Annotated in this window: 22 protein-coding genes; 12 read left to right on the top strand and 10 right to left on the bottom strand. The window is 70.3% G+C overall.

Going from position 1 to position 21,422, the window contains the following annotated elements:
- Positions 1-60 precede the first annotated feature (60 nt).
- Positions 61-1,458: a dihydrolipoyl dehydrogenase gene (gene lpdA / locus ACXDC7_RS14500; protein WP_459222540.1), complete on the bottom strand. Its 1,398-nt coding sequence runs from the start codon at positions 1,456-1,458 to the stop codon at positions 61-63.
- 99 nt (positions 1,459-1,557) lie between these two features.
- On the opposite strand from lpdA, the gene ACXDC7_RS14495 reads away from it, so the two are divergent.
- On the top strand, positions 1,558-1,890 hold the full coding sequence (locus ACXDC7_RS14495; RefSeq protein WP_459222539.1) for a hypothetical protein: 333 nt from the start codon (positions 1,558-1,560) through the stop codon (positions 1,888-1,890).
- A gap of 1 nt (position 1,891) precedes the next feature.
- On the opposite strand, the gene ACXDC7_RS14490 is transcribed toward ACXDC7_RS14495, so the two are convergent.
- Positions 1,892-3,385, bottom strand: a complete 1,494-nt coding sequence (locus ACXDC7_RS14490; RefSeq protein ID WP_179445767.1) for a leucyl aminopeptidase — start codon at positions 3,383-3,385, stop codon at positions 1,892-1,894.
- A 68-nt stretch (positions 3,386-3,453) separates the two neighbouring features.
- On the opposite strand from ACXDC7_RS14490, the gene gcvT reads away from it, so the two are divergent.
- Positions 3,454-4,542 (top strand): glycine cleavage system aminomethyltransferase GcvT, encoded by a 1,089-nt coding sequence (gene gcvT / locus ACXDC7_RS14485; RefSeq protein ID WP_459222538.1) that lies wholly within the window; start codon positions 3,454-3,456, stop codon positions 4,540-4,542.
- 10 nt (positions 4,543-4,552) lie between these two features.
- Positions 4,553-5,848 (top strand): M48 family metallopeptidase, encoded by a 1,296-nt coding sequence (locus ACXDC7_RS14480; protein ID WP_459222537.1) that lies wholly within the window; start codon positions 4,553-4,555, stop codon positions 5,846-5,848.
- A 26-nt stretch (positions 5,849-5,874) separates the two neighbouring features.
- Here the strand turns inward: ACXDC7_RS14480 and ACXDC7_RS14475 are convergent, their stop codons facing one another.
- Positions 5,875-6,429: a sugar O-acetyltransferase gene (locus tag ACXDC7_RS14475; protein ID WP_459222536.1), complete on the bottom strand. Its 555-nt coding sequence runs from the start codon at positions 6,427-6,429 to the stop codon at positions 5,875-5,877.
- A gap of 18 nt (positions 6,430-6,447) precedes the next feature.
- Positions 6,448-7,122 (bottom strand): DUF3043 domain-containing protein, encoded by a 675-nt coding sequence (locus ACXDC7_RS14470; protein WP_179445770.1) that lies wholly within the window; start codon positions 7,120-7,122, stop codon positions 6,448-6,450.
- 233 nt (positions 7,123-7,355) lie between these two features.
- On the opposite strand from ACXDC7_RS14470, the gene ACXDC7_RS14465 reads away from it, so the two are divergent.
- The 7 genes from ACXDC7_RS14465 to ACXDC7_RS14435 all read left to right on the top strand — a co-directional run bounded on the left by ACXDC7_RS14465 (position 7,356) and on the right by ACXDC7_RS14435 (position 13,258).
- Positions 7,356-8,210, top strand: a complete 855-nt coding sequence (locus tag ACXDC7_RS14465) for a PspA/IM30 family protein (protein WP_179445771.1) — start codon at positions 7,356-7,358, stop codon at positions 8,208-8,210.
- Positions 8,207-8,494 (top strand): PspA-associated protein PspAA, encoded by a 288-nt coding sequence (gene pspAA, locus ACXDC7_RS14460; protein WP_179445772.1) that lies wholly within the window; start codon positions 8,207-8,209, stop codon positions 8,492-8,494. Before ACXDC7_RS14465 ends, pspAA begins: the two co-directional genes overlap by 4 nt.
- Before the next feature lie 47 nt (positions 8,495-8,541).
- Positions 8,542-9,636 carry a glycerate kinase gene (locus ACXDC7_RS14455; RefSeq protein WP_459222535.1) on the top strand — a complete coding sequence of 365 codons (1,095 nt, stop codon included), beginning with the start codon at positions 8,542-8,544 and terminating at the stop codon, positions 9,634-9,636.
- Positions 9,637-9,721: 85 nt separating this feature from the next.
- Positions 9,722-10,084 carry a HesB/IscA family protein gene (locus ACXDC7_RS14450; RefSeq protein WP_179445774.1) on the top strand — a complete coding sequence of 121 codons (363 nt, stop codon included), beginning with the start codon at positions 9,722-9,724 and terminating at the stop codon, positions 10,082-10,084.
- Between the two features lie 161 nt (positions 10,085-10,245).
- Positions 10,246-11,121, top strand: a complete 876-nt coding sequence (gene ctaC, locus ACXDC7_RS14445) for an aa3-type cytochrome oxidase subunit II (protein WP_459222534.1) — start codon at positions 10,246-10,248, stop codon at positions 11,119-11,121.
- The gene (ctaD, locus tag ACXDC7_RS14440) at positions 11,118-12,866 is read left to right on the top strand and encodes an aa3-type cytochrome oxidase subunit I (RefSeq protein ID WP_459222533.1); all 1,749 of its coding nucleotides are present in this window, start codon (positions 11,118-11,120) and stop codon (positions 12,864-12,866) included. The genes ctaC and ctaD overlap by 4 nt, the downstream gene beginning before the upstream one ends.
- Entirely contained in the window at positions 12,863-13,258 is a 396-nt protein-coding gene (locus ACXDC7_RS14435; protein ID WP_459222532.1) for a cytochrome c oxidase subunit 4, read from the top strand. Before ctaD ends, ACXDC7_RS14435 begins: the two co-directional genes overlap by 4 nt.
- A 16-nt stretch (positions 13,259-13,274) precedes the next feature.
- Here ACXDC7_RS14435 and ACXDC7_RS14430 read toward each other — a convergent pair whose 3' ends face one another.
- The 6 genes from ACXDC7_RS14430 to ctaE all read right to left on the bottom strand — a co-directional run bounded on the left by ACXDC7_RS14430 (position 13,275) and on the right by ctaE (position 19,697).
- The gene (locus tag ACXDC7_RS14430) at positions 13,275-13,673 is read right to left on the bottom strand and encodes a nuclear transport factor 2 family protein (protein ID WP_459222531.1); all 399 of its coding nucleotides are present in this window, start codon (positions 13,671-13,673) and stop codon (positions 13,275-13,277) included.
- A 40-nt stretch (positions 13,674-13,713) separates the two neighbouring features.
- Positions 13,714-15,156, bottom strand: a complete 1,443-nt coding sequence (locus ACXDC7_RS14425; protein ID WP_459222530.1) for a GuaB1 family IMP dehydrogenase-related protein — start codon at positions 15,154-15,156, stop codon at positions 13,714-13,716.
- 69 nt (positions 15,157-15,225) lie between these two features.
- Positions 15,226-16,995, bottom strand: coding sequence for a cytochrome bc1 complex cytochrome b subunit (gene qcrB / locus ACXDC7_RS14420; protein WP_179445779.1), 1,770 nt, complete (start codon positions 16,993-16,995; stop codon positions 15,226-15,228).
- Positions 16,995-18,080 carry a cytochrome bc1 complex Rieske iron-sulfur subunit gene (gene qcrA / locus ACXDC7_RS14415; RefSeq protein ID WP_179446608.1) on the bottom strand — a complete coding sequence of 362 codons (1,086 nt, stop codon included), beginning with the start codon at positions 18,078-18,080 and terminating at the stop codon, positions 16,995-16,997. The genes qcrB and qcrA overlap by 1 nt, the downstream gene beginning before the upstream one ends.
- 56 nt (positions 18,081-18,136) lie before the next feature.
- A complete protein-coding gene (gene qcrC / locus ACXDC7_RS14410; RefSeq protein ID WP_179445780.1) occupies positions 18,137-18,937 on the bottom strand; it encodes a cytochrome bc1 complex diheme cytochrome c subunit in 801 nt (266 codons plus the stop codon).
- 19 nt (positions 18,938-18,956) lie between these two features.
- A complete protein-coding gene (gene ctaE / locus ACXDC7_RS14405) occupies positions 18,957-19,697 on the bottom strand; it encodes an aa3-type cytochrome oxidase subunit III (protein ID WP_459222529.1) in 741 nt (246 codons plus the stop codon).
- A 167-nt stretch (positions 19,698-19,864) separates the two neighbouring features.
- Here ctaE and ACXDC7_RS14400 point away from each other — a divergent pair, with 167 nt between their 5' ends.
- Both ACXDC7_RS14400 and trpD read left to right on the top strand, forming a co-directional pair.
- Positions 19,865-20,284, top strand: a complete 420-nt coding sequence (locus ACXDC7_RS14400; RefSeq protein WP_179445782.1) for a response regulator transcription factor — start codon at positions 19,865-19,867, stop codon at positions 20,282-20,284.
- Positions 20,285-20,288: 4 nt separating this feature from the next.
- Positions 20,289-21,362, top strand: coding sequence for an anthranilate phosphoribosyltransferase (gene trpD, locus ACXDC7_RS14395; protein WP_459222528.1), 1,074 nt, complete (start codon positions 20,289-20,291; stop codon positions 21,360-21,362).
- The last annotated feature ends 60 nt before the right edge of the window (positions 21,363-21,422 follow it).

Here is a 21,422-nt window from a genome sequence, read left to right as displayed (position 1 = left end):
TCCTTCGAACGGTTCGCTCCGGGTCAGCCTAGCCGCAGCCGCCTGCCGGAGTGCGGCCTGTCAGCCATGCACGTGCAGCGGTTTGCCCGCGAGCGCCAGGTGGGCCTCGCCGAGCGCCTCGTTCTGCGTCGGGTGGGCGTGGATCAGCGCGGCGACGTCTTCGGGGAAGGCCTCCCACGCGGTGATCAACTGTGCCTCCCCGATCAGTTCGCCGACCCGGTCGCCGACCAGATGTACGCCGAGCACGGGGCCGTCCTTGCGGCGTACCAGCTTCACGAAGCCCGCGGTCTTCAGGATCTGGGACTTGCCGTTGCCGCCGAGCTCGTAGCTGAACGTCTCCACCTCGCCACCCTCGCGGGCAGCGACCTCGGACAGGCCGACCGAGGCGACCTCGGGATGGCTGTAGGTGACCCGCGGAATCGTCGAGTCCGCGACCGGGGCCGGCGCCTCGTCGAGCAGGCCCTGGGCATGGGCGATCTCCTCGGCGACGAAGATCCCGTGCGCGAAGCCGCGGTGGGCGAGTTGCAGGCCGGGCACGAGGTCGCCCACGGCGTACACGTCCGGAACCGAGGTGCGCAGCCGCTCGTCGGTGATCACGAAACCGCGGGTGGTCTCGACACCCGCGGCCTCATAGCCGAGCCCCTCGCTCACCGGGCCGCGACCCACGGCCACCAGCAGCCGGTCGGCGACCAGCTCGCGCCCGCCCTCCACCTCGACGTGCACCCGGTCGTCGGCGGTCCGCACGCCGGCCACCGGCCGACCGGTGACGATCTCGATCTTGCGCTTGCGGAAGGCGCGCTCCAGCGCCTTCGACGACTCCGGCTCCTCCGTCGGCAACAGCCGGTCGAGGGCCTCGACGATGGTCACCTTGGTGCCGAGGGAGGCGTACGCGCTGGCGAACTCGACGCCGATCACGCCGCCGCCCAGCACGATCAGGGACTGCGGCAGCTCGGTGGCGCGCAACAGTTGATCGGAGTTCATGATCAACTCGCCGTCCGGCTCGATGCCGGGCAGGGTACGCGGCGCCGAACCGGTCGCCAGCACGGTGGCCGCCCCGCGCAGCGTCCGGTCGCCGACCCGGACCACGACCCGATCGCCCTCGCGCTCGACGACTCCGGAGCCCGCGACCGTCTCGATTCCGCGGCTGCCGACCAGACCGGTCAGGCCCTTGTACAGGCGGGCAACGACCTGGTCGGCGTACTCACCGACCCTGGCCGCATCGACGCCGTCGAGGCTGGCCCGGACACCGAACTGTTCGGCATCGCGTGCGACATCGGCGACCTCGGCGGCGTGCAGCCAGGCCTTGGTCGGGATGCAGCCCCGGTGCAGGCAGGTGCCGCCGACCTTGTCCCGCTCCACGAGCGCCACCGAGAGCCCCAGCTCGGCGGCGCGCAGCGCACAGGCGTACCCGCCGCTGCCGGCGCCGAGCACCACCACGTCGTAGTTCTGGTCAGCCATGCCGCGATCCTGTCAGACAGGCATCCGTCTCGCCCACCGGGGAAGCGTCCCGGGTCGGCGACACCCCCGGCGCTCGCGATGGTGGCAATAATTGGTCCCATGTCATGGCTGGACCGGCTGCGCGGGCGCAAACCGAAGGGCGAGCAGATGGCGCGCGCCGAGATCGCCGCGGCCGAGGAACATCTGAAGGACTTCGCGGCGACCCGCGCCGGCGTCGAGGCCTTCATCGAGCCACCGACCACGCTGGACCGGCTGTCGCTGCTGCTGGTCGCCCACGACGGTGAGTCCACGCGGCGCAGGATCCCGGACGCCGCGTGGGGACGGGGCTTTGCGAAGCGGGCGCAGATCCCCGTCTTCGACGCGCTGGTCAGCGGCTACCCGCAGCGGCTGCGCGACTACAACCGGCGGCAGAAGCTGCGGCCGGGCGAGTAGCTCAGCGGGCCAGTCCGCGGGCCAGCTCGACCAGCGTCGCGACCGCCGCGCCGGTGCCGCCGGGGCCGATGTGGGTGTCGGGGCTCTTGCCACCGACGAAGGCCGGCCCGGCGATGTCCAGATGGGCCCACGGCACATCGGCGACGAAGTGTTCCAGGAACGCGGCCGCGGTCAGCGCGCCGCCCGCCCGGTCGCCGGTCGACTTCACGTCGGCGACCTGCGAGGTGAGCTTGTCGCGGGCCTCCTCGGTGATCGGCAGCGGCCAGAACAATTCGCCGGCCGCATCGGCGGCGTCCATCACGGCGTCGACGAGTTCCTCGTCGGGCGACAGAACGGCGGCGACCGAGTCGCCGAGCGCGATCATCGCGGCGCCGGTCAGCGTGGCCACGTCGACCAGGGCGTCGGGGGAGTCCTCGGTCGCGCGGGCCAGCGCGTCCGCCATCACCAGCCGGCCCTCGGCATCGGTGTTGCCGTTCTCCACGGTCTTCCCGCCGTACATGGTCAACACATCGCTCGGCCGGTACGCCGTCGCGGACGGCAGGTTCTCTGCGCAGGCGGCATAGGCGGTGACCTTGATCTTCAGGCCGAGATCGGCGATCGCCCGGACGGCGGCGAGCACGGCGGCGGCGCCGGCCATGTCGCACTTCATCGTGTACATCGCGTCCGGCGGCTTGATGTCCAGGCCGCCCGAGTCGAACGTGATGCCCTTGCCCACCAGCGCCAGGTGCGCCTTCGCCCCGCGCGGCGCCCAGGTCACCCGGATCAGGCGGGGGCCGCGCGAGGAGCCGCCGCCGACCGCGGTCAGGCCGCCGTAGCCGCCCGCCGCGAGCTGCTTGTCGTCGAGCACCTCGACGCCGAGCTTGGTGCCCTTGGCGAGCTCCTTGGCCTGGGCGGCGAACGTCTCGGGATAGAGCAGGTTGGCGGGCAGATTCACCCAGTCCCGGGCGCGGGCGACCGCCTCGGCGATCACCGCGCCCTCGCGTACCGCCTCCGTCCCGGCGGCGCGCGCCGGGCCGACCAGGCTGATCCGGGCGATCTTCGCGGGCTGCTCCTCCGACCGGATTCCCGCGAAGCCGTACGCCCCGAGCAGCGCGCCCTCGGCCGCCGCCCGCAGCAGCTCCGGTTCGGTCGCATCCAGCGACACGGCCACGTCGAGGGGGTCGCTGCCGGCCAGCTTGGCAGCGGCGCGGACCCCGGCACCGGCGGCCCGACGCAGGTCGTAGGGATCGGGCTCGGCATCACCCAGCCCGACCACGACCACCCGGACCCCGTCGCCGGACAGCGCCGTGGTCTCGCCGAGCTTGCCGGTGACCCCCATCGCGGCCGCATACGCCTGCGGCCCGCCGAATCCCTTCCCGAACGTCTTGGTGAGCGCGTCCGGCAGCCCGACCACGGCCAGCCCGTCGCCGGTGTCCCGGGCGCCGACGATCAGCGCGTCGAGCTGCTTGGGCGGCGTCTTGACCAGTTCGATCGGCGGCAGGGCGGGAGCAGACACAGCGGGTTCCTTCCGGTGGGTACGCGCACGCGCGTCGGCGGTGCCCGGTCAGGCTAACGTGTGGCGACATGAGCACGCCGATCGAGTCCCCGCTGCACGAGTGCCATGTCGAGGCGGGCGCGAAGTTCGCCGAGTTCGGCGGCTGGACGATGCCGCTGGAGTACGCCGGCGTGGTCGCCGAGCACACCGCCGTGCGGACCGCGGCGGGCATCTTCGACGTCAGCCATCTGGGCAAGGCCCTCGTCGCCGGCCCGGGCGCGAAGGACTTCCTGAACACCCAGCTCGCCGGCGACCTGGACAAGATCGGGCCCGGGCAGGCCCAGTACACGCTGCTCTGCACGCCCGACGGCGGCGTGGTCGACGACCTGATCGCCTATCTGCGCTCCGACGACGAGGTGTTCCTCATCCCGAACGCGGCGAACACCGCCGAGGTCGTGCGCATCCTCGCCGCTGCCGCGCCCGAGGGCATCACGGTCACCGACCAGCACCGCGACTTCGTGGTGCTGGCCGTCCAGGGTCCGCGCGCCGATGAGGTGTTGTCCGCGGCCGGCCTGCCCACCGGGCACGACTACATGTCCTGGGTCGCCGCGGACTTCGACGGCGAGCCGATCACCGTCTGCCGCACCGGCTACACGGGCGAACGCGGCTACGAGCTGGTCGCGCCGAGCGCCACCGGGCCCGCGCTGTGGCGCGCGCTGCTGGCGGCGGGGGAGGGCGCCGGGCTGACCCCGGCGGGCCTCGGCGCGCGGGACACCCTGCGTACCGAGATGGGCTACCCGCTGCACGGCCAGGACATCTCGCCCACGATCAGTCCCGTGCAGGCGCGGCTGGGCTGGGCGGTCGGCTGGAAGAAGCCCGAGTTCGCCGGGCATCAGGCGCTGCGCGCGGAGAAGGAGGCCGGGCCGCGGCGTACCCTGCGCGGCCTGCAGGCGACCGGGCGCGGGATTCCGCGGCCGGGGATGGCGGTACGCGACGCCGACGGGGCCGAGATCGGCGTCGTCACCTCGGGCACCTTCTCGCCGACGCTCAGGACCGGTATCGCGCTGGCGCTGATCGACACCGCCGTCGCCGAGGGGACCGTCGGCGTCGACATCCGCGGCCGGGTCACCGACTTCGCCATCCACAAGCCGCCTTTCGTGCAGCCGTCGGTTCGCTAGGGTCGATCTCGTGAGCCAGAACGTCCCCCCAGCGGTGCCCCCGGACCCCACGCCGGAGCAGCGGGATCCGGCGGCACCGACGCTGACCAATTTCGCCACGATCACGCCCGGCCCGCAGCGGCTGGCGATGCGGCACCCGGGCGAGCTGCCCTGGCTGGTGATCGGGATCGCGCTGACCCTGGCCAACTACGTGGGCGTGGTGGTGCTGATCGTGCTGATCGCCACCGGTACGCCGGTCACCGATGGCGACACCAGCGGGGTGCTGGACCAGTTGATCCTGCTCGCCCTGCTGCTGCCGCTGATCATCTTCGTCAGTCGCGCCACGATGTATGCGCAGCTACGGGTGAACAGCGTGCGGATGAGCCCGACGCAGTTCCCGCAGGGCTACCGGATGGTCTGCGAGGCGGCCTACGAGGCAGGCCTGCGCCGCGTCCCCGATGCCTATGTGGTGCTCGGCAACGGCCAGATCAACGCCTTCGCCGCCGGGCACGGATTCCGGCGGTTCGTCGCGGTCTACTCCGATCTGTTCGAGATCGGTGGCGAGGCCCGGGACCCGGACGCGCTGCGCTTCATCATCGGCCACGAGGTGGGCCACATCGCCGCCGGCCACGTCAGCTACTTCCGGCTGGTCTTCACCACCGCGCTGAACCAGATCCCGCCGCTGCGCGGGTTCTTGTCCCGCGCGCAGGAGTACACCGCGGACAACTACGGCTACCGCTATTGCGCGCCCGGCGCGTCCGGGGCGATGGCAACACTCGCGGCCGGCAAGTACCTCAACGTGAACGTCGACACCAACGAGTTCGCCGACCGGGCCACCCAGGAGCGCAGCCTGTGGACCTGGCTGGTCAACCTGATGCAGAGCCATCCGGTGCTGACCTGGCGGACCCAGGCGCTGCGCGACCGCAGCAAGCCCGGCGCGCTGTTCTGGCCGCCGAAGTTCGTGCCGAGCGGGATCCCGTCGCTGCCCAGCGGCTCCGCGCCGACCCGCGACTGGCCCGATCCGTATGAGTCGCTGGTCTTCCTGCAGACCTATCCGCCGGCCGGCCCGCCGCAGTTCGGCGCCAACTTCCCGGTGCCGCGACCCGGGACGGGCTACTCCGTGCCCGGTCAGACCGACTACGGCTATCGGGAGCTCTATCACGGCTGGATGCAGGGCGGACCGGTTCCGCCCGGCACCGTCGTGCCCGGGTGGGCCACACCGGGTACGCCACCCGCCGGCACCTACCCCGGTGACGGGCCCGGGAGCGGCCCCGCCGACGAAGCGCCCGGGCCGGACGGTGCCGGCGGGGAGTTCCCGCGGCGCTGAGCGAACCTCGTCCCGGGCCGGAGTGATCACAGATCGCGGATCGCCCGGGCCGGATTGCCGGCTGCGAAGGTCGCGGCCGGCACATCGCGGGTGACGACACTGCCGGCGCCGATCACGGCATCGCGGCCGATGGTCACCCCGGGGCAGATGATCACGCCGCCGCCGAGCCAGGCATTCTCACCGACCGTGATCGGCTCGGGTCGTTCCCAGCCGGCGCGGCGGCGTTCATGATCATTCATCGGGTGCAGCGCGGTCAGTAGTTGGGCTCGGGGGCCGATCCGGGCGTCGGCGCCGATCGTGATCGGCGCGTCGTCCATGAAGATCGCATCCTCGTTGACGAACGCGTTCGGTCCGATCCGGGTGTGGGAGCCGTAGCTGCACCGAAACCGCGGGAGCACCACGGCGCCGACGCCGAGCTCACCGAGCAGGGAGGCCAGGAGTTCGCGGCGCATGTCGTCGTCATCGGGACCCGTCGCGTTGAAGCGGTCGAGCACCCGCCAGCATTCTCTGCGCTCGGTGATCAGGTCGGGCTCGTCGAGATACCACTCGCCGCGCCGCATCCGGTTCGCTTGATCACCCACGCGGAGACGCTACCCCGGTCAGATCTTCTCGCCGCGCTTGACCTGCGGGGGAGGCATCCGCAACCGGCGGATCTGCATCGCCCGGTTCACCGCATAGAACAGCAGGCCCTTCGGCGACGACTTCGGCAGCCGCAGGTCCAGCAGCGCGCGGAACCGTCGCCAGGCGAGGAAGAAGTCGAGCAGGGCGAGGCCGAGGAAGGCGTACGTCACCACCAGGCTGATCGTCGAGATCGCCGGGATCGCGCTGGCCAGCACGGTGCCCGCAAGCATCAGCAACAGGGCCGGCAGCAAGAACTCCAACAGATTCCACCGGGCGTCGAAGAAGTCCCGCAGCAACTGCTTCTCCGGGGTGTTGTCGCGCTCGGCCATCGCCGCCATCCGCGCCTCGCGGCGCTGGCTGGTGGCCAACCGGCGGGCCTCCTTCTTGCTCAGGTTCGGCCGGGCCTTCGCCCGCCGCTCCGCCTCGGCCTCCTTGCGGGTCCGGGTGGGCCGGTTCTTCTCCCGGGTACGCCCGACCGGACCGCCCGCACCATCGCTGCCGACCCCCAGATCCTCGGTGCTGTCGGTGCTCTCCGGCTCCGGAGCGGGCTCGGTCACCTGCGCCGCACGCTCCCGGCGTACCGCCCGACGGACCTTGCCGGACTCCGCCTCCTCGCTGCGGTCGCTCGGCTGGTAGGGGCGAAACAGGGGCACCCGGATCCTCCTGGTCAGTGCCGACGTTCGGCTTCTGGGGCTGGTCGAACCGCCATTCTCGCACCGGCGGGCCCCGGAATCGAAACCGCGCCCTACCCCGACTCGGCCCCAGTGCCCTGTCGCCGGCCCCACCATGCGCATAGGCTGGTGACCGATCAGACTTGTGGCCGGCGGTCATCGTGTCCAGCGGTCAACGTGTCGGGCGGTCAACTACGGGAAGGACCCAGCTTTTCATGAGCGGCGTATTCAAGCGCATGTCGATGATCTTCCGCGCCAAGGCCGACAAGGCACTGGACAAGGTCGAGGACCCGCGCGAGACCCTTGACTACTCCTACCAACGACAGCTTGATCTGTTGCAGAAGGTACGCCGGGGCGTGGCCGATGTGGCCACCAGCCGCAAGCGCGTGGAGCTGCAGGCCAACCAGCTCAACCAGCAGATCGACAAGCTGAACAACCAGGCCAAGGCCGCCCTCGAGCAGGGTCGTGAGGATCTTGCCCGCGAGGCGCTGACCCGCAAGTCGGGCATCCAGCAGCAGCTCGGCGACCTGCAGACCCAGCACGCGCAACTGCAGGGCGAGGAGGAGAAGCTGGTCTCGGCCAGCCGCCGCCTGCAGGCCAAGGTCGACGCCTTCCGCACCCGCAAGGAGACGATCAAGGCGACCTACTCCGCCGCCGAGGCGCAGACCCGGATCAACGAGGCCTTCACCGGCATCGGCGAGGAGATGGGCGATGTCGGCATGGCCATCCAGCGCGCCGAGGACAAGACCGCGCAGATGCAGGCCCGCGCCGGCGCGATCGACGAGCTGCTCGCCAGCGGTGCCCTGGAGGACCCGACGGGCACGGCAAAGGACGACCTGACCCGCGAGCTGGAGGCGCTGTCGTCGGGCTCCGATGTCGAGAACGAGCTGGCCGCGATGAAGGCACAGCTCGGCACCGGCCCCGCCGGCGGGCAGCGCGAGGCGATCGAGGGCGGCGCCGGTCAGCCCGCCCAGCAGCCGCAGGCCCAGGCACAGGGCGAACAGGTCTTCGAGGCGTACCCGGTCGACGGCAACGGTCAGGGCGGCACCGCCCAGGGAGGACAGCGGTGATCATCCGAATCGTCGGCGAGGGCCAGTTCGAGTTGCCCGATGACGCCGTTGCGACCCTGGATCCGTTCGACGACCAGGTCGAGGCCGCGGTCAAGGCCGAGGATCCCGAGGCACTGGGCCAGGCGCTGCAGGCCCTGCACGCCGCCGTGATCGATGCGGGTACGCCGCTCGCGGACGACGCGCTCGTGGATTCCGATCTGATCCTGCCGGCGGCCGATGCGTCGCTCGCGGAGGTGCACGAACTGCTCGGCGATCGCGACGAGGGTCTGATCCCCAACGGCTGATCCGACCGCGACTGGTCACCCGGGGTCCGCTCCGCAAGGATGAGCGAATGCGCGTACTCGTGGCCAGCGACCGGATCGGTTCGCTGAGTTCTGCCGACGCGGGGCAGGCAATCGCGCTCGGTTGGCGCGAGACCGCCCCCGACGCCCAGCTCGCCGTGGTGCCGATCGGGGAGGCCGGCGAAGGGTTGGACCAGGCGGTGGCCGACCTGCTCGGCGCCGAGGTCACCCTGCTGCCGGGAGATCCGGACGGCTCGGCCGTCGCCAGTTGTGTGCGCGCCGGGGGCGTGCTGTTGGTCGCCGTGGCCGATGCCACGGCCGACCCGGGCGGTTGGGATCCGTCCGCCAGCTCCCTGGCAGTCGGCCGGGCACTCGCCGACGCGCTCGATGCCGATCGGACGCCGCCGGACCGGATCGTCCTCGACCTGAGTCGCAGCGCCGCCCACGACGGGGGCGCGGGCATCCTCGCCGGGCTCGGCGCGTCCGCCGATCGTCCGCTCGACCATGGCGCGGCCGGGCTGAGCGGCATCGGTCATCTCGATCTGGGTCCGGTGCGCGAACGCCTCGGCGCCACCGTCGTCGATCTCGCCGTGCCCGCCGACGAGACCGGACGGCACCTGCTCGGCCTGCGCGGCATCACCTCCCTGCGTGGCCGCGATGCCGATGTCGACGCCGCCACCATGCTGGCCACCGACGCCGCCCTGGAGTCCTTCGCCGCCGCGCTGACCCGCGCGGGCGGCGACGAGGCCGCCGCCGCGGCGCCCGGCGCGGGGGCCGGGGGAGTGGCCTACGGTCTGGCGGCCCTCGGCGCCCGGGTGCGCACCGGCGGCGAGCTGATCGCCGAGCTTGCCCGCCTGCCACAGACCCTGCGGGCAGCGGACCTGATCGTCACCGGCTGCACCACCTTCGACTTCGCCCGTCGCGGCGGGGGCGTGATCGCCGCCGTCGCCGGCTGGGGTGCCGAGTCGATGACCCCGGTGGTGCTGTTGGCGGGCACGGTCCTGATCGGCGCACGCGAGATGCGTACCCTCGGGATCGAGGCCGCGCATGCCGTGCATCCCTCGCCACTCGCGGCGCAGCCCGATGTCACGCCCGGCCAGCTCACGGCTCTGTCCGCGCGGATCGCGCGTAGCTGGGCACACTGAGCGGACGGGTGTTTGGAGCCGTCTCGGTCGCGGCATAGACTCGTTGCCGAGCCACCCACAATCAGCCTGCGAAGTGGAGGGGAACATGACGGTTCAGGACCAGACGAGCGAGGCCGGTGTCGACGGGGGCGTGGTGCTCACGGAGGTCGCCGCGGGGAAGGTCAAGTCCCTGCTGGAGGCCGAGGGGCGAGATGACCTCGCGCTGCGGATCGCCGTCCAGCCCGGTGGCTGCTCCGGTCTGCGCTACCAGCTCTTCTTCGACGAGCGGCAGCTCGACGGCGACAGCGTGAAGGACTTCGGCGGCGTCAGCGTGGTCACCGACCGGATGTCGCTGCCGTACCTGATGGGCGCGACCATCGACTTCGTCGACACCATCGAGAAGCAGGGGTTCACCATCGACAATCCGAATGCGACCGGATCCTGCGCCTGCGGCGACAGCTTCCACTGATCAGACGCCCGCGAAACGGCCCCGACGATGCCACGGCATCCGGGGCCGTTTTCGTTGTCCGCAACGATTCCCGGCACCGTCTCGGGTACGCCGTCGCGGGCCCGGCGGCACGGTCTGCCCGGGTGCGATCCGGGTGGTCGAAATGCGTTAATGTGACCCACGTGAGTCTGACTTCGCGACGTCGTGTGCGCCCCCGCCTGGCCGCAGCGCTGGGCGTTCTGGCGCTGGCGGTGGTCCTCGCCGGTTGTGGCACCGGCGGTCCGGGACGGGCCCGCTACCTGGGCCTGCCGGAGCAGTCGAGCGACAAGGCGGCCTACATCGGCGACCTGTGGGTCGGCGCGTGGATCGCCTGCCTCGCGGTCGGTGCCGTCGTGTGGGGGCTGATGATCTGGGCGTTCACCCGCTACCGCCGCTCGGCGAAGAACCAGATCCCGCGGCAGACCACCTACAACATGCCGCTCGAGGTGATGTACACCATCGTGCCGTTCCTGATCATCGGCGCGCTGTTCTACTACACCCTGAACACGCAGAACCGGGTGCTGGCCGCGGAGAACGACCAGGACGTCACGATCGACGTGGTCGGGCAGAAGTGGTCGTGGACCTTCAACTACCTCGACGAGTCGGGCGAGCCGATCGCCTACGACAACGGCACGATCGAGAACACCCCGACCTTCCTGGTGCCCGTCAACCAGAAGATCAAGTTCAACCTGAACAGCCCCGATGTGATCCACTCGTTCTGGGTCCCGTCGTTCTACTTCAAGCTGGACGTCATCCCCGGTCGCACCAACAGCTTCGAGGTGACCCCGAACCGCGAGGGCACCTTCGCCGGCAAGTGCGCGGAGTTGTGTGGCACCTACCACTCGGCGATGTTGTTCAACCTGAAGGTGGTCAGCCAGGCCGAGTACGATGCGTACCTCGCCGATCTGGTTGCGCAGGGCAAGACCGGCCGCGCCGACGGTTTCCGTGGTGGCGTGGCGACGCCGACGGTCCCCGCCGAGAACGGCGAGGAAGAGGCAACGCAGGAGGGCGCGCGATGAGCACCGCTGAGGAAGTTGCCGCACGGGTCGGTACGCCGGCCGCGCCGGTGGAGGCCGAGCGCGACCGGGGCCTCGGCACGCTGATCTTCAAGATGCTGACGACGACCGATCACAAGCTGCTCGGCAACATGTACTTCGTCACCTGCATCTTCTTCTTCGGCTTCGGCGGCCTGCTCGCGCTCGGCATCCGCGCCGAGCTGTTCGCGCCCGGTCTGCAGTTCCTGCAGTACGAGACCTTCAACCAGTTCTTCACGATGCACGGCACGATCATGCTGCTGCTCTTCGCGACACCGCTGTTCTCGGCGTTCGCGAATGCGATCATGCCGCTGCAGATCGGTGCGCCGGATGTCGCGTTCCCGCGGTTGAACGCCTTCTCCTACTGGATCTATCTGGTCGGTGGCCTGATCACCGTGTCGGGCTTCATCACCCCGACCGGTGCCGCCAGCTTCGGCTGGTTCGCGTACCCGCCGTTGTCCGATGCGGTGAACTCGCCCGGCCCCGGTGGCGACCTGTGGCTCGTCGGGCTGTACCTGGTCGGCCTTTCCTCGATCCTCGGGGCGGTGAACTTCATCGTCACCATCGTGGCGCTGCGCGCTCCCGGGATGACCATGTTCCGGATGCCGATCTTCACCTGGAACGTGCTGGTCACCTCGATCCTGGTGCTGATCGCGTTCCCGATCATCGCCGCGGCGTTCCTGATGTTGCTGGCCGACCGCGTGATGGGCGCCCAGATCTTCGACGCCGGCAACGGCGGGCCGCTGTTGTGGCAGAACCTGTTCTGGTTCTTCGGGCACCCGGAGGTCTACATCATCGCGCTGCCGTTCTTCGGCATCATCACCGAGATCTTGCCGGTCTTCAGCCGCAAGCCGGTCTTCGGCTATGTCGGGCTGGTCGGCGCGACGCTGAGCATCGCGGCGCTCTCGGTGGCGGTCTGGGCGCATCACATGTTCGTCACCGGCGCGGTCAACCTGCCCTTCTTCGCGTTCACCACCTTCCTGATCGCGGTGCCGACCGGCGTGAAGTTCTTCAACTGGATCGGCACCATGTGGCGCGGCAGCGTCTCGTTCGACACGCCGATGCTGTGGTGTGCCGGCTTCCTGGTGACCTTCCTCTTCGGCGGCCTGACCGGTGTGATCCTGGCCAGCCCGCCGCTGGACTTCCAGGTCTCGGACTCCTACTTCGTGGTGGCGCACTTCCACTACGTGGTCTTCGGGACCGTGGTGTTCGCGATGTTCGCGGGCTTCTACTACTGGTGGCCGAAGCTGACCGGCCGGATGCTCAACGAGCGGCTCGGCAAGCTGCACTTCTGGTTGGTCTTCATCGGCTTCCACACCACGTTCCTGGTCCAGCACTGGCTGGGAGCCGAGGGCATGCCGCGCCGGTACGCCGACTACCTGGCCACCGACGGGTTCACCTTGTTGAACCAGATCTCCACGGTCGGCGCCTTCATCCTGGGCATCTCGATGCTGCCGTTCTTCTGGAATGTCTGGATCACCCGCAAGTCGCCCAAGGTGACCGTTGACGACCCGTGGGGCTGGGGCCGCTCGCTGGAGTGGGCGACGTCCTGCCCGCCGCCGCGGCACAACTTCACCAAGCTGCCGCGGATCCGCTCGCGCTACCCGGCGTTCGACGTGAACCACCCGGACGTGCAGCAGGAAGACGACGAGAACGACGACCAGGTGCTGGGCGCCGAGCTCGGCGATGCAGCGGTTTCGGCCGAGCAGAAGGCGGAGGGCAACCGATGAGGGGCTCGTTCTGGGCATTCATGTCCGTCTTCATCTTCCTGCTCATCGTCACGCCGATCTACTGGCTGTTGAGCCACGAGATCGTCGGCACGGTGGCGCTGACCATGTCGGGGCTGTTGTGCCTGATGATCTCCTGGTATCTGCGGGTGACCAGCAAGTCCATCGGCCCGACCCTGGAGGACCGCCCCGACGCGACGATCGCCGAGGGCGCCGGCGTGATCGGGTTCTTCCCGCCGAGCAGCATCTGGCCGTTCTGGTGCGCGCTGTCCGCGGGCGTCTTCGTGCTCGGGCCCGTGTTCGGCTGGTGGCTGAGCCTGCTCGGCGGCGCGGTCGGCGTCTGGGCGCTCTCCGGCTGGATCTACCAGTACTACGTGGGCGACTACAAGCACTGACCCTCTGGGCCGGGGACTACGCGGGGCCCGGGTCAGGCGCGGTCGGGGCCTCGCGGCGACGCTCCGGGATGTCGTAGGGCTGCGGCCAGAAGTCGACCACCTCGGTGATCAGCGGCTCGCCGCTCGACCCGGCGCTGATGGTCAGCCAGACCAATCCGGTCTGCGGCTCACCGTCCAGGCTCACGTCCATCCAGATCGCCGCGCCGGCGGCGTCGGCATGCAGCCGGGCCACCCGCAGGTGCCACTCGCCCGGGTAGCGCTGGTTGAAGCCCACCAGCTCCTCGCGCCCGTCGACCCGCTCCTGCGTCTGCGGTGCCAGGTAGACGACGTCCGGGTCCATCAAGGCGCCCCAGCGCTCCCAGTCGCGCGCTTCCAGCAGCTCCACATAGTCCCGGGCCAACCGCGTGCTGTCCATGCCGGCAGCCTAGGGCCGCGCTCCGACACCGGCCGCGGCCTCACCAGGAGGCGTGCAGGGGCCGGCCCTCGTCGTAACCGGACGTGGACTGGATGCCGATCACGGCGCGCTCGGCGAACTCGGGCAGATTGGCCGCTCCGGCATAGGTGCACGAGCTGCGGACCCCCGAGGTGATGAAGTCCAGCAGATCCTGTACGCCGGGGCGCTCGGCGTCGAGATACATCCGCGAGGACGAGATCCCCTCCTCGAACAGTCCCGCCCGCGCGCGCTCGAAGCCCGAGGAGTCCCGGGTCCGGTTGCGCACCGCGCGCGCCGAGGCCATCCCGAAGGACTCCTTGTAGGGGCGCCCGTCGGCGGCGACCATCAGGTTGCCGGGCGATTCGTGGGTGCCGGCGAACCAGGAGCCGATCATCACCGAGCCCGCGCCCGCCGCCAGCGCAAGGGCGACATCGCGCGGATGGCGTACCCCACCATCGGCCCAGACCGCCTTGCCCAGCTCGCGGGCGGCCGCCGAGCACTCCAGCACCGCGGAGAACTGCGGCCGGCCGACACCGGTCTGCATCCGCGTCGTGCACATCGCGCCGGGACCGACCCCGACCTTGATCACGTCGGCGCCGGCGTCGATCAGCTCGCGGGTACCGTCGGCGGTGACCACGTTCCCGGCCACGATCGGTATGCCGGGCGCCAGCTTGTCCCGCACATCGCGGACCGCCTCCAGCACGTTGATCATCTTGTCCTGGTGGCCGTGCGCGGTGTCGACCACGAGGACATCGGAACCCGCGGCGAGCAGCGCCTCGGCCCGGGCGGGCACATCGCCGTTGATGCCGACCGCCGTGCCGATCTTCAGCCGGCCGTCGGCGTCCAGCGCGGGCGCGTAGATCGCGGCGCGCAGCGCGCCCTTGCGGGTCATCACACCGAGCAGTCGGCCGTCGTCGCCGAGCGCGATCGCATAGTCGTCGTGCGCCGCGGACAACTGGTCGAAGATCTCTCGCGGCGAGTCGGTGGGGGAGACCTTGACCAGCTCGCCGCCCATGATCGTCCGGACCTGGGCGAACCGGTCGACGCCCTGGGCGTCTGCCTCGGTGACCGTGCCGACCGGCAGACCGTCCTCGACGACCAGCACGACCCCGTGGCCGCGCTTGGGCAGCAGGCTGATGGCCTCGCCGACCGTCGTGCCCGGCGTGACCGTGACCGGGGTGTCGAAGACCGTGTGGGAGCCCTTGACCTTGCCGATGGTCTCCGCGACGACATCGGTCGGAATGTCCTGGGGGATGATCGCGACGCCGCCGCTGCGGGCCATCGTCTCGGCCATTCGGCGGCCCGAGACGGCCGTCATGTTGGCGGCGACGAGCGGCAGCGGGGTGCCGAGGCCGTCGGTGCTGGTCAGGTCGACATCGAGTCGTGAGGTGACCTGCGAGCGCGACGGGACCATGAACACGTCGTTGTAGGTCAGGTCGTGCTGCGGCTGGTTCAGGAAACGCACCGCGTCATTGTTCCACGCGGTACGCCCCGTTGCCACGCGCCGCCGAGCGGGCGGCGTACCCCCCGGGGCTCAGTGCTTGCTGGACTCCAGCGCGCTGCGATCGCTGCCGTCGCCGTCCACGGCGTGGTGGCCGTTGCCGGAGTCGCTGTGGCCCTCGGGCTCGTCGTGGTGGTGCGCCGCCTCGATCTCGGCTGCCGTGGGCTTGCGGACGTTGTCGGCGAAGTACCACCGGCTCGCGGCGGCCCGCAGCTTGGAGATCCCGCCCTTCTTGCGCTTCACCCCGCGCTCGTCGGTGCCCTCCACGGCCTGCACGGGCCGGTCTTCCGCCGCCTGGGTGAGCGTGTACGCCTCGTCGGTGCTGATCGGCACGTGCGCCTCGTGGTACTCGCCGTCGGGGCTGCGCTCCATCAGGCCGGACTCGCCGCCGTGCAGCACCCGCTCGGCGTTGCGCCGCTGGATGCCCAGGCAGATCCGCCGGGTGATGATGAACGCGGCGATCGGTGCGGCGAAGACCAGGATCCGGAACAGCTCGGTCAGGAAGTTCAGGCTGAGGTTGAACTGGATGGCCAAGATGTCGTTGCCGCCCGCCATCCAGAACACGCCGTAGACCGACATCCCGGCGACGCCGAGCGCGGTCCGGGTGGGCGCCTGCCACGGGTACTGCAGGATGTTGTGGTCGCGCTTGTCGCCGGTGATCCACTGCTCGATGAAGGGGTACGCGCCGAGCAGCGTGAACAACAGGCCCATCAGGCCCACGCCGGGCAGGAACACGTTCCACGACCAGGTGGTCGGCGGGATGATCCCGATCCAGCCCCACGCCCATTCCCAGCCGGGCATGATCCGCAGGCCGCCCTCCAGCCAGCCCATGTACCAGTCCGGCTGCGAGCCGGCGGTCACCTCGGCCGGGTTGTAGGGACCGTAGGTCCACAGCGGGTTGATCTGCATGAACGCGCCCATCAGGGCCGTCACGCCGAAGACGATGAAGAAGAAGCCGCCGGCCTTGGCCATGTAGACCGGGAAGAGCGGGTAGCCGACGACGTTGGTCTCCTTGCGGCCCGGGCCCGGGTACTGCGTGTGCTTGTGGTACACGACCAGCGCCAGGTGCGCGGTGATCAGGCCGAGGATCAGGCCCGGGATGAGCAGGATGTGCGCCATGTAGAAGCGCTCGATCACGATGTCGCCCGGGTACTCGCCGCCGAAGATCAAGAACTCGGCCCAGGTGCCGACGATGGGCACCGAGCGCATCAGGCCGTCGGCGATCCGCAGGCCGGTGCCGGACAGCAGGTCATCGGGCAGCGAGTACCCGGCGAAGCCCTCGACGATGCCCATCGACAACAAGCCGATGCCGATCAGCCAGTTCAGCTCGCGCGGCTTGCGGAACGCCCCGGTGAAGAAGATGCGCAGCATGTGCGCGGTCATCGCGCCGAGGAAGAGCATCGCCGCCCAGTGGTGCATCTGCCGCATCAGCAGGCCGCCGCGGATGTCGAAGCTGATGTTCAGCGTCGAGGCGTAGGCCTCCGACATCTCGAGCCCACGGAGGAGCTGGTAGGAGCCCTCGTACTCGATCTCCGACATCGACGGCTTGAACCACAGCGTCAGGAAGACGCCGGTGAGCAGCAGGATGATGAAGCTGTACAGCGCGATCTCGCCGAGCAGGAACGACCAGTGGTCGGGGAAGATCTTGCGCAGGTTCTTCTTCAACAGGCCGGCCAGGCCGAGCCGGTCGTCGGCCCAGGTGGCGATGCCGGCACCCGCCTGCAGCGGATGCTTCGGCTTGGGGCTGGTGGCCGGGACCGCGTCGTCGACGGGCGCCTCCACGCGTTGGCTGGGTTTCGCCATCAGTTCTCACCCTCTCCGGGCAGCGAGCGCGTCAGGTCGTGGGTCGAGTCGCGCTCGAAATAGCTGGGGCCCGTGGGCAGGTTGTGGCCCTCGTCGTCGACGAAGCCCGAGCGTGCGATCAGATAGCCCTCGCCGTCGACGGTGATCGGCAGTTGGGGCAGCGCACGCGACGCCGGACCGAAGACGACGATCCCGGCGCGGCCGAGGTCGAACGTCGACTGGTGGCACGGGCACAGCAGGTGGTGGGTCTGCTGTTCCCACAGGCTGATCGGGCAGCCGACGTGGGTGCAGATCTTGGAGTAGCACAAGATTCCGTTGACGTGCCAGTCACGCCGGGTCTCGGGGATGACGATCTGGTTCGGATTCATCCGGACGATGATGATCGCCGCCTTGGCCTTCTGCTGCAGGAACTCGGTGCCGTGCAGCTCCTCCAGGTTGGCCGGCTGGGCGTTGACGAGCTGGCCGATCTGCAGGTCGGCGGCCCGGATCGGCGTGTAGGTCACGTCATTGACCAGGCGTACCCCCTCCGACCAGATCGTCGTCGCGATCGTGCGGTCGATCTCCGGCCGGGTGGGCCACGGGCCGAGGTCGGCGAGGGAGATGATCGCGGGCAGACCGAGCGCGCCGACGCCGATGCCGAGGCTGCGCAGGATCATCTGCCGACGGCTGACGCCGGACTGGGTGATGCCCTTGTCGACCTCGATCATGATCGCTTCGCGATCCGCGTCGGAGGAGGCGGCGGGGTGCCGCTCCTCGGCCTCCTCGTGGTCGGTCATGATCTGGCGCGCCCACTGCACCGCGCCGACGCCGATGCACAGCAGCGCCAGGCCGAGGCACGCGCCGAGCAGCGTGGTCTGCGCCGAGAACTGGCTGGTCTCCGACACGCGGATGGTCATCTCCCGCGGCACGGCGAAATAGATCACGACATAGGCGATCGCGAACACCGGAGCCAGCAGGAACAGCGCCGAGATGTTGCGGGCCGACCGGCGGGCGGCGCCCTCGTCGACATCGGTCCAGCGCTCGACATGCTCCTCGATACCGGGGTCGGCGATCGGTTTCGTGTCGACGACGGTGGTGCCGGGGATGCGGCCCGCGTCGCGGCCGTTGCTGGGCTCGAGCTGGCCCGGGTTGTCGTGGCTGGTCACTTCGCGCGCGCTCCCTTCGAGGCGATCCAGACGGCGAACAGGCACAGGCCGCCGATGCCGACGACCCAGGCCCACAGACCCTCCGAGACCGGGCCGAGCGCGCCGAGGGTGAGGCCACCGGAGGGCTGGCGCTGCAGCGCCTCGAGGTAGGCGATGATCGCCTTCGCGTCCTCGTCGGTGATGACCTCCTTGGAGAACACCGGCATCTCACCGGGCCCGGTCCGCAGGGCCTCGTAGATGTGCTTGGGGTCGACGCCGGTCAGCGGCGGTGCGGCCTTGCCGCTGGGCATGGCACCGCCCGAGCCGCCGAAGTTGTGACAGGCGGAGCAGTTGGTCCGGAACAGCTCGCCGCCGCGGTTGATCTCCTCCTGCGACAGCCCGGCCGGCTCGTACTGGTCCGGCTCCGGGATCGCGGGGCCGGGGCCCAGGGTGGCGACATAGGCGGCCAGCGCGTCGATCTCGGCCTGGGAGTACTGGGCGGGCTTGCGCGGGGCCTGCACGGCGGAGGCGGCCATCGGCATCCGGCCGGTGCCGACCTGGAAGTCGACGGCAGCGGCGCCGACACCGGCGAGCGGCGGGCCCTGGCGGCTGCCCTCGCCGTTCATGCCGTGGCACGAGGAGCAGCCGACGGCGTACAACGCCTTGCCCTCGGCGACCTGCTGGGAGTTGCCGCCGTCGGCCGAGCTCTGCGAACTCGGCGCCGCGACGGCGTACAGGCCGCCGATGAAGAAGAGCGCCAGCAGCAGAAGGATCGGCTTCGCCGCCGGGTGCCGCCGACGGGATGACAAGAACTTCACAACAATCCTTCCGGGGCGCTCAGTAGGTGAGGAACGGCAGCAGGTAGATCACGAAGAACAGCGCCACCCACACGACATCGACGAAGTGCCAGTAGTAGGAGACGCATTCGGTGGACACGTACTGCTCGTGGGTGAAGGTCCGCGCCAGGTAGGTGCGGCCGAGGACGAACACGAAGGCGATCAGGCCGCCCGTGACGTGCAGGCCGTGGAAGCCCGTCGCGAGGAAGAAGATCGAGCCGTAGGGGTCGCTGTAGATCGTCAGGCCCTCGCTGAACAGCGTGGCGTACTCGAAGACCTGGCCGCCGATGAAGAAGGCGCCCATCACGAAGGTGAGGATGTACCACTCGCGCAGCCCCCACTTGAGCGGGTTGAGGATGCTTCCGGTACGCGAGACCTGCCGTCGGTGGGCGGCGAACACGCCCATCTGGCAGGTGAACGAACTCGCCACCAGCACCGCGGTGTTGGTCACGGTGAACGGGATGTTCATCAGCGAGTGGCCCCACTCGAACAGCGCCGTCCCACCGGTCGCCGCCGCCTGGGCGTCGGTGACGTTCTGGATGGTGAAGTAGGCCGCGAACAGCCCGGCGAAGAACATCAGGTCCGAGGCCAGCCACACCATGGTGCCGATGGCGGCCAGGTCGGGGCGGCCCTTGACGCCGTTCAGGCGGGCCGGATTGATCCGGTGCAGGGCACCCGCCGCGATCTCGTCCGGGCGGCGCGCCGAACCGGCGTCGCCGACAGCCTCGATTGATGTTGCCACGGGGTCATTATTGCCATAGATCGTCCGTCCGGCATCTTTGGGGGACCCTGCCGCGCCGGTCGTGATCGCGATCACCCGTAACCCGGGCGCTACCATGCTCGCGAACGTCACGGAGGATCGACGACGAATTGTCGTACTACACGGTGTTGGAGTGAGGACGAACAGCCATGGATGACCAAGCAGCCGAGCGACCCGCGACCGTGTTGATCTATTCCGATGACCGGTCCACCCGGGACGACATCAGGTACGCCCTGGGCCGCCGCGTCGCCGCCGACCTGCCCGAGATCGCGATCGTCGAGGCCGCCACCTACAAGGCGGTGCTGCGCGCGCTCGACGCCGGCGGGGTGGATGTCGCGGTCTTCGACGGCGAGGCGGTGCCGGCCGGCGGGATGGGGCTGTGTCGCCAGGTGAAGGACGAGGTGGCCGACTGCCCGCCGATCGTCGTCCTGGTCGCCCGACCCCAGGACGCCTGGCTCGCCACCTGGTCGCATGCCGATGCGGTGTCGACCCATCCGGTCGATCCCGTCGCGCTGCCGGGCGTCGTCGCCGGGCAGTTGCGTACCCGCCTCGCCGACACCGTCGCCTGAGCAGGTGGCCGCGACTGCGTCCGGGTCCGCGGTTCCGAACTGGCCGGATCTGCTGACCGCGCTCGTCCGAGGCGCCGACCTGTCGACCGATGACGCGCGCTGGGCCATGTCGGAGGTGCTGACCGGCGCCGCCGTGCCCGTGCAGGTGGCGGCCTTCGCCGTGGCGCTGCGGGCCAAGGGCGAGACCGTGGCCGAGCTGCGGGGCCTGGCCGATGCGATGTTGGAGCACGGTACGCCGGTGCGGCTGGGGGGCGAGACCGTCGATGTCGTCGGGTCCGGTGGTGACCGGGCGAACACCGTGAACATCTCGACGATGGCGGCGATCGTGGCCGCCGCGGCCGGAGCGCGGGTCGCCAAGCACGGCAACCGGGCGGCGTCGTCGGCCTGCGGCACTGCCGATGTGCTGGAGGAGCTCGGGGTGGTCCTCGACCCGGGCCCGCAGGCGCAGCCGGCGCTGCTGGAGGAGGCCGGCATCGTCTTCTTCTTTGCGCCGCGCTATCACCCGGCCCTGCGGCATGCCGCGCAGGCGCGGCGCGAGCTCGGCATCGCCACCACGTTCAATCTGCTGGGCCCGCTGGCCAACCCCGCCCGGCCCGCCGCCCAGGCCGTGGGGATCGCCGACGCCCGGTCGGCGCCGCTGGTCGCCGGCGTGATCGCCGACCGCGGGCACCGCGGGATGGTATTCCACGGCGGCGACGGGTTGGACGAGCTGACCACCACGACCCGCTCGCGGGTCTGGCTGATCGGCGGCGGCCGGGTCCGCGAGGTGGAACTGGATCCCGCCGAGCTGGGTCTGGCGCGGGCGAGTCCCGACCAACTCGTCGGCGGCGAGCCGGCGCTGAATGCCGACATCGCTCGGCGTACCCTCGCGGGCGAGCCCGGCCCGGTCCGCGACATCGTCGCGCTGAACGCCGCCGCGGCCCTGCTCGCCTATGCCGGGCCGAACCTGGACCGCGAGCTCGCCGAGCAACTCCGCCCGCGCCTGGCCGACGCCGTCGCCGCCATGGAATCCGGTGCCGCCACCGCCAAGCTGGAGGCCTGGGCCGCCGCCACCCGACGCGCCGCCGGGGACGCCTGAGCGATATCCGCCGAGGATTCTGCAAACAGCGGGAAGTGTTCCGCCCTTTGCAGAATCGTG

This window comes from Naumannella huperziae (assembly GCF_054073625.1).
The sequence above is the reverse complement of the archived record's forward strand: the minus strand, read 5'-3'. Positions and strand labels throughout refer to the sequence as shown.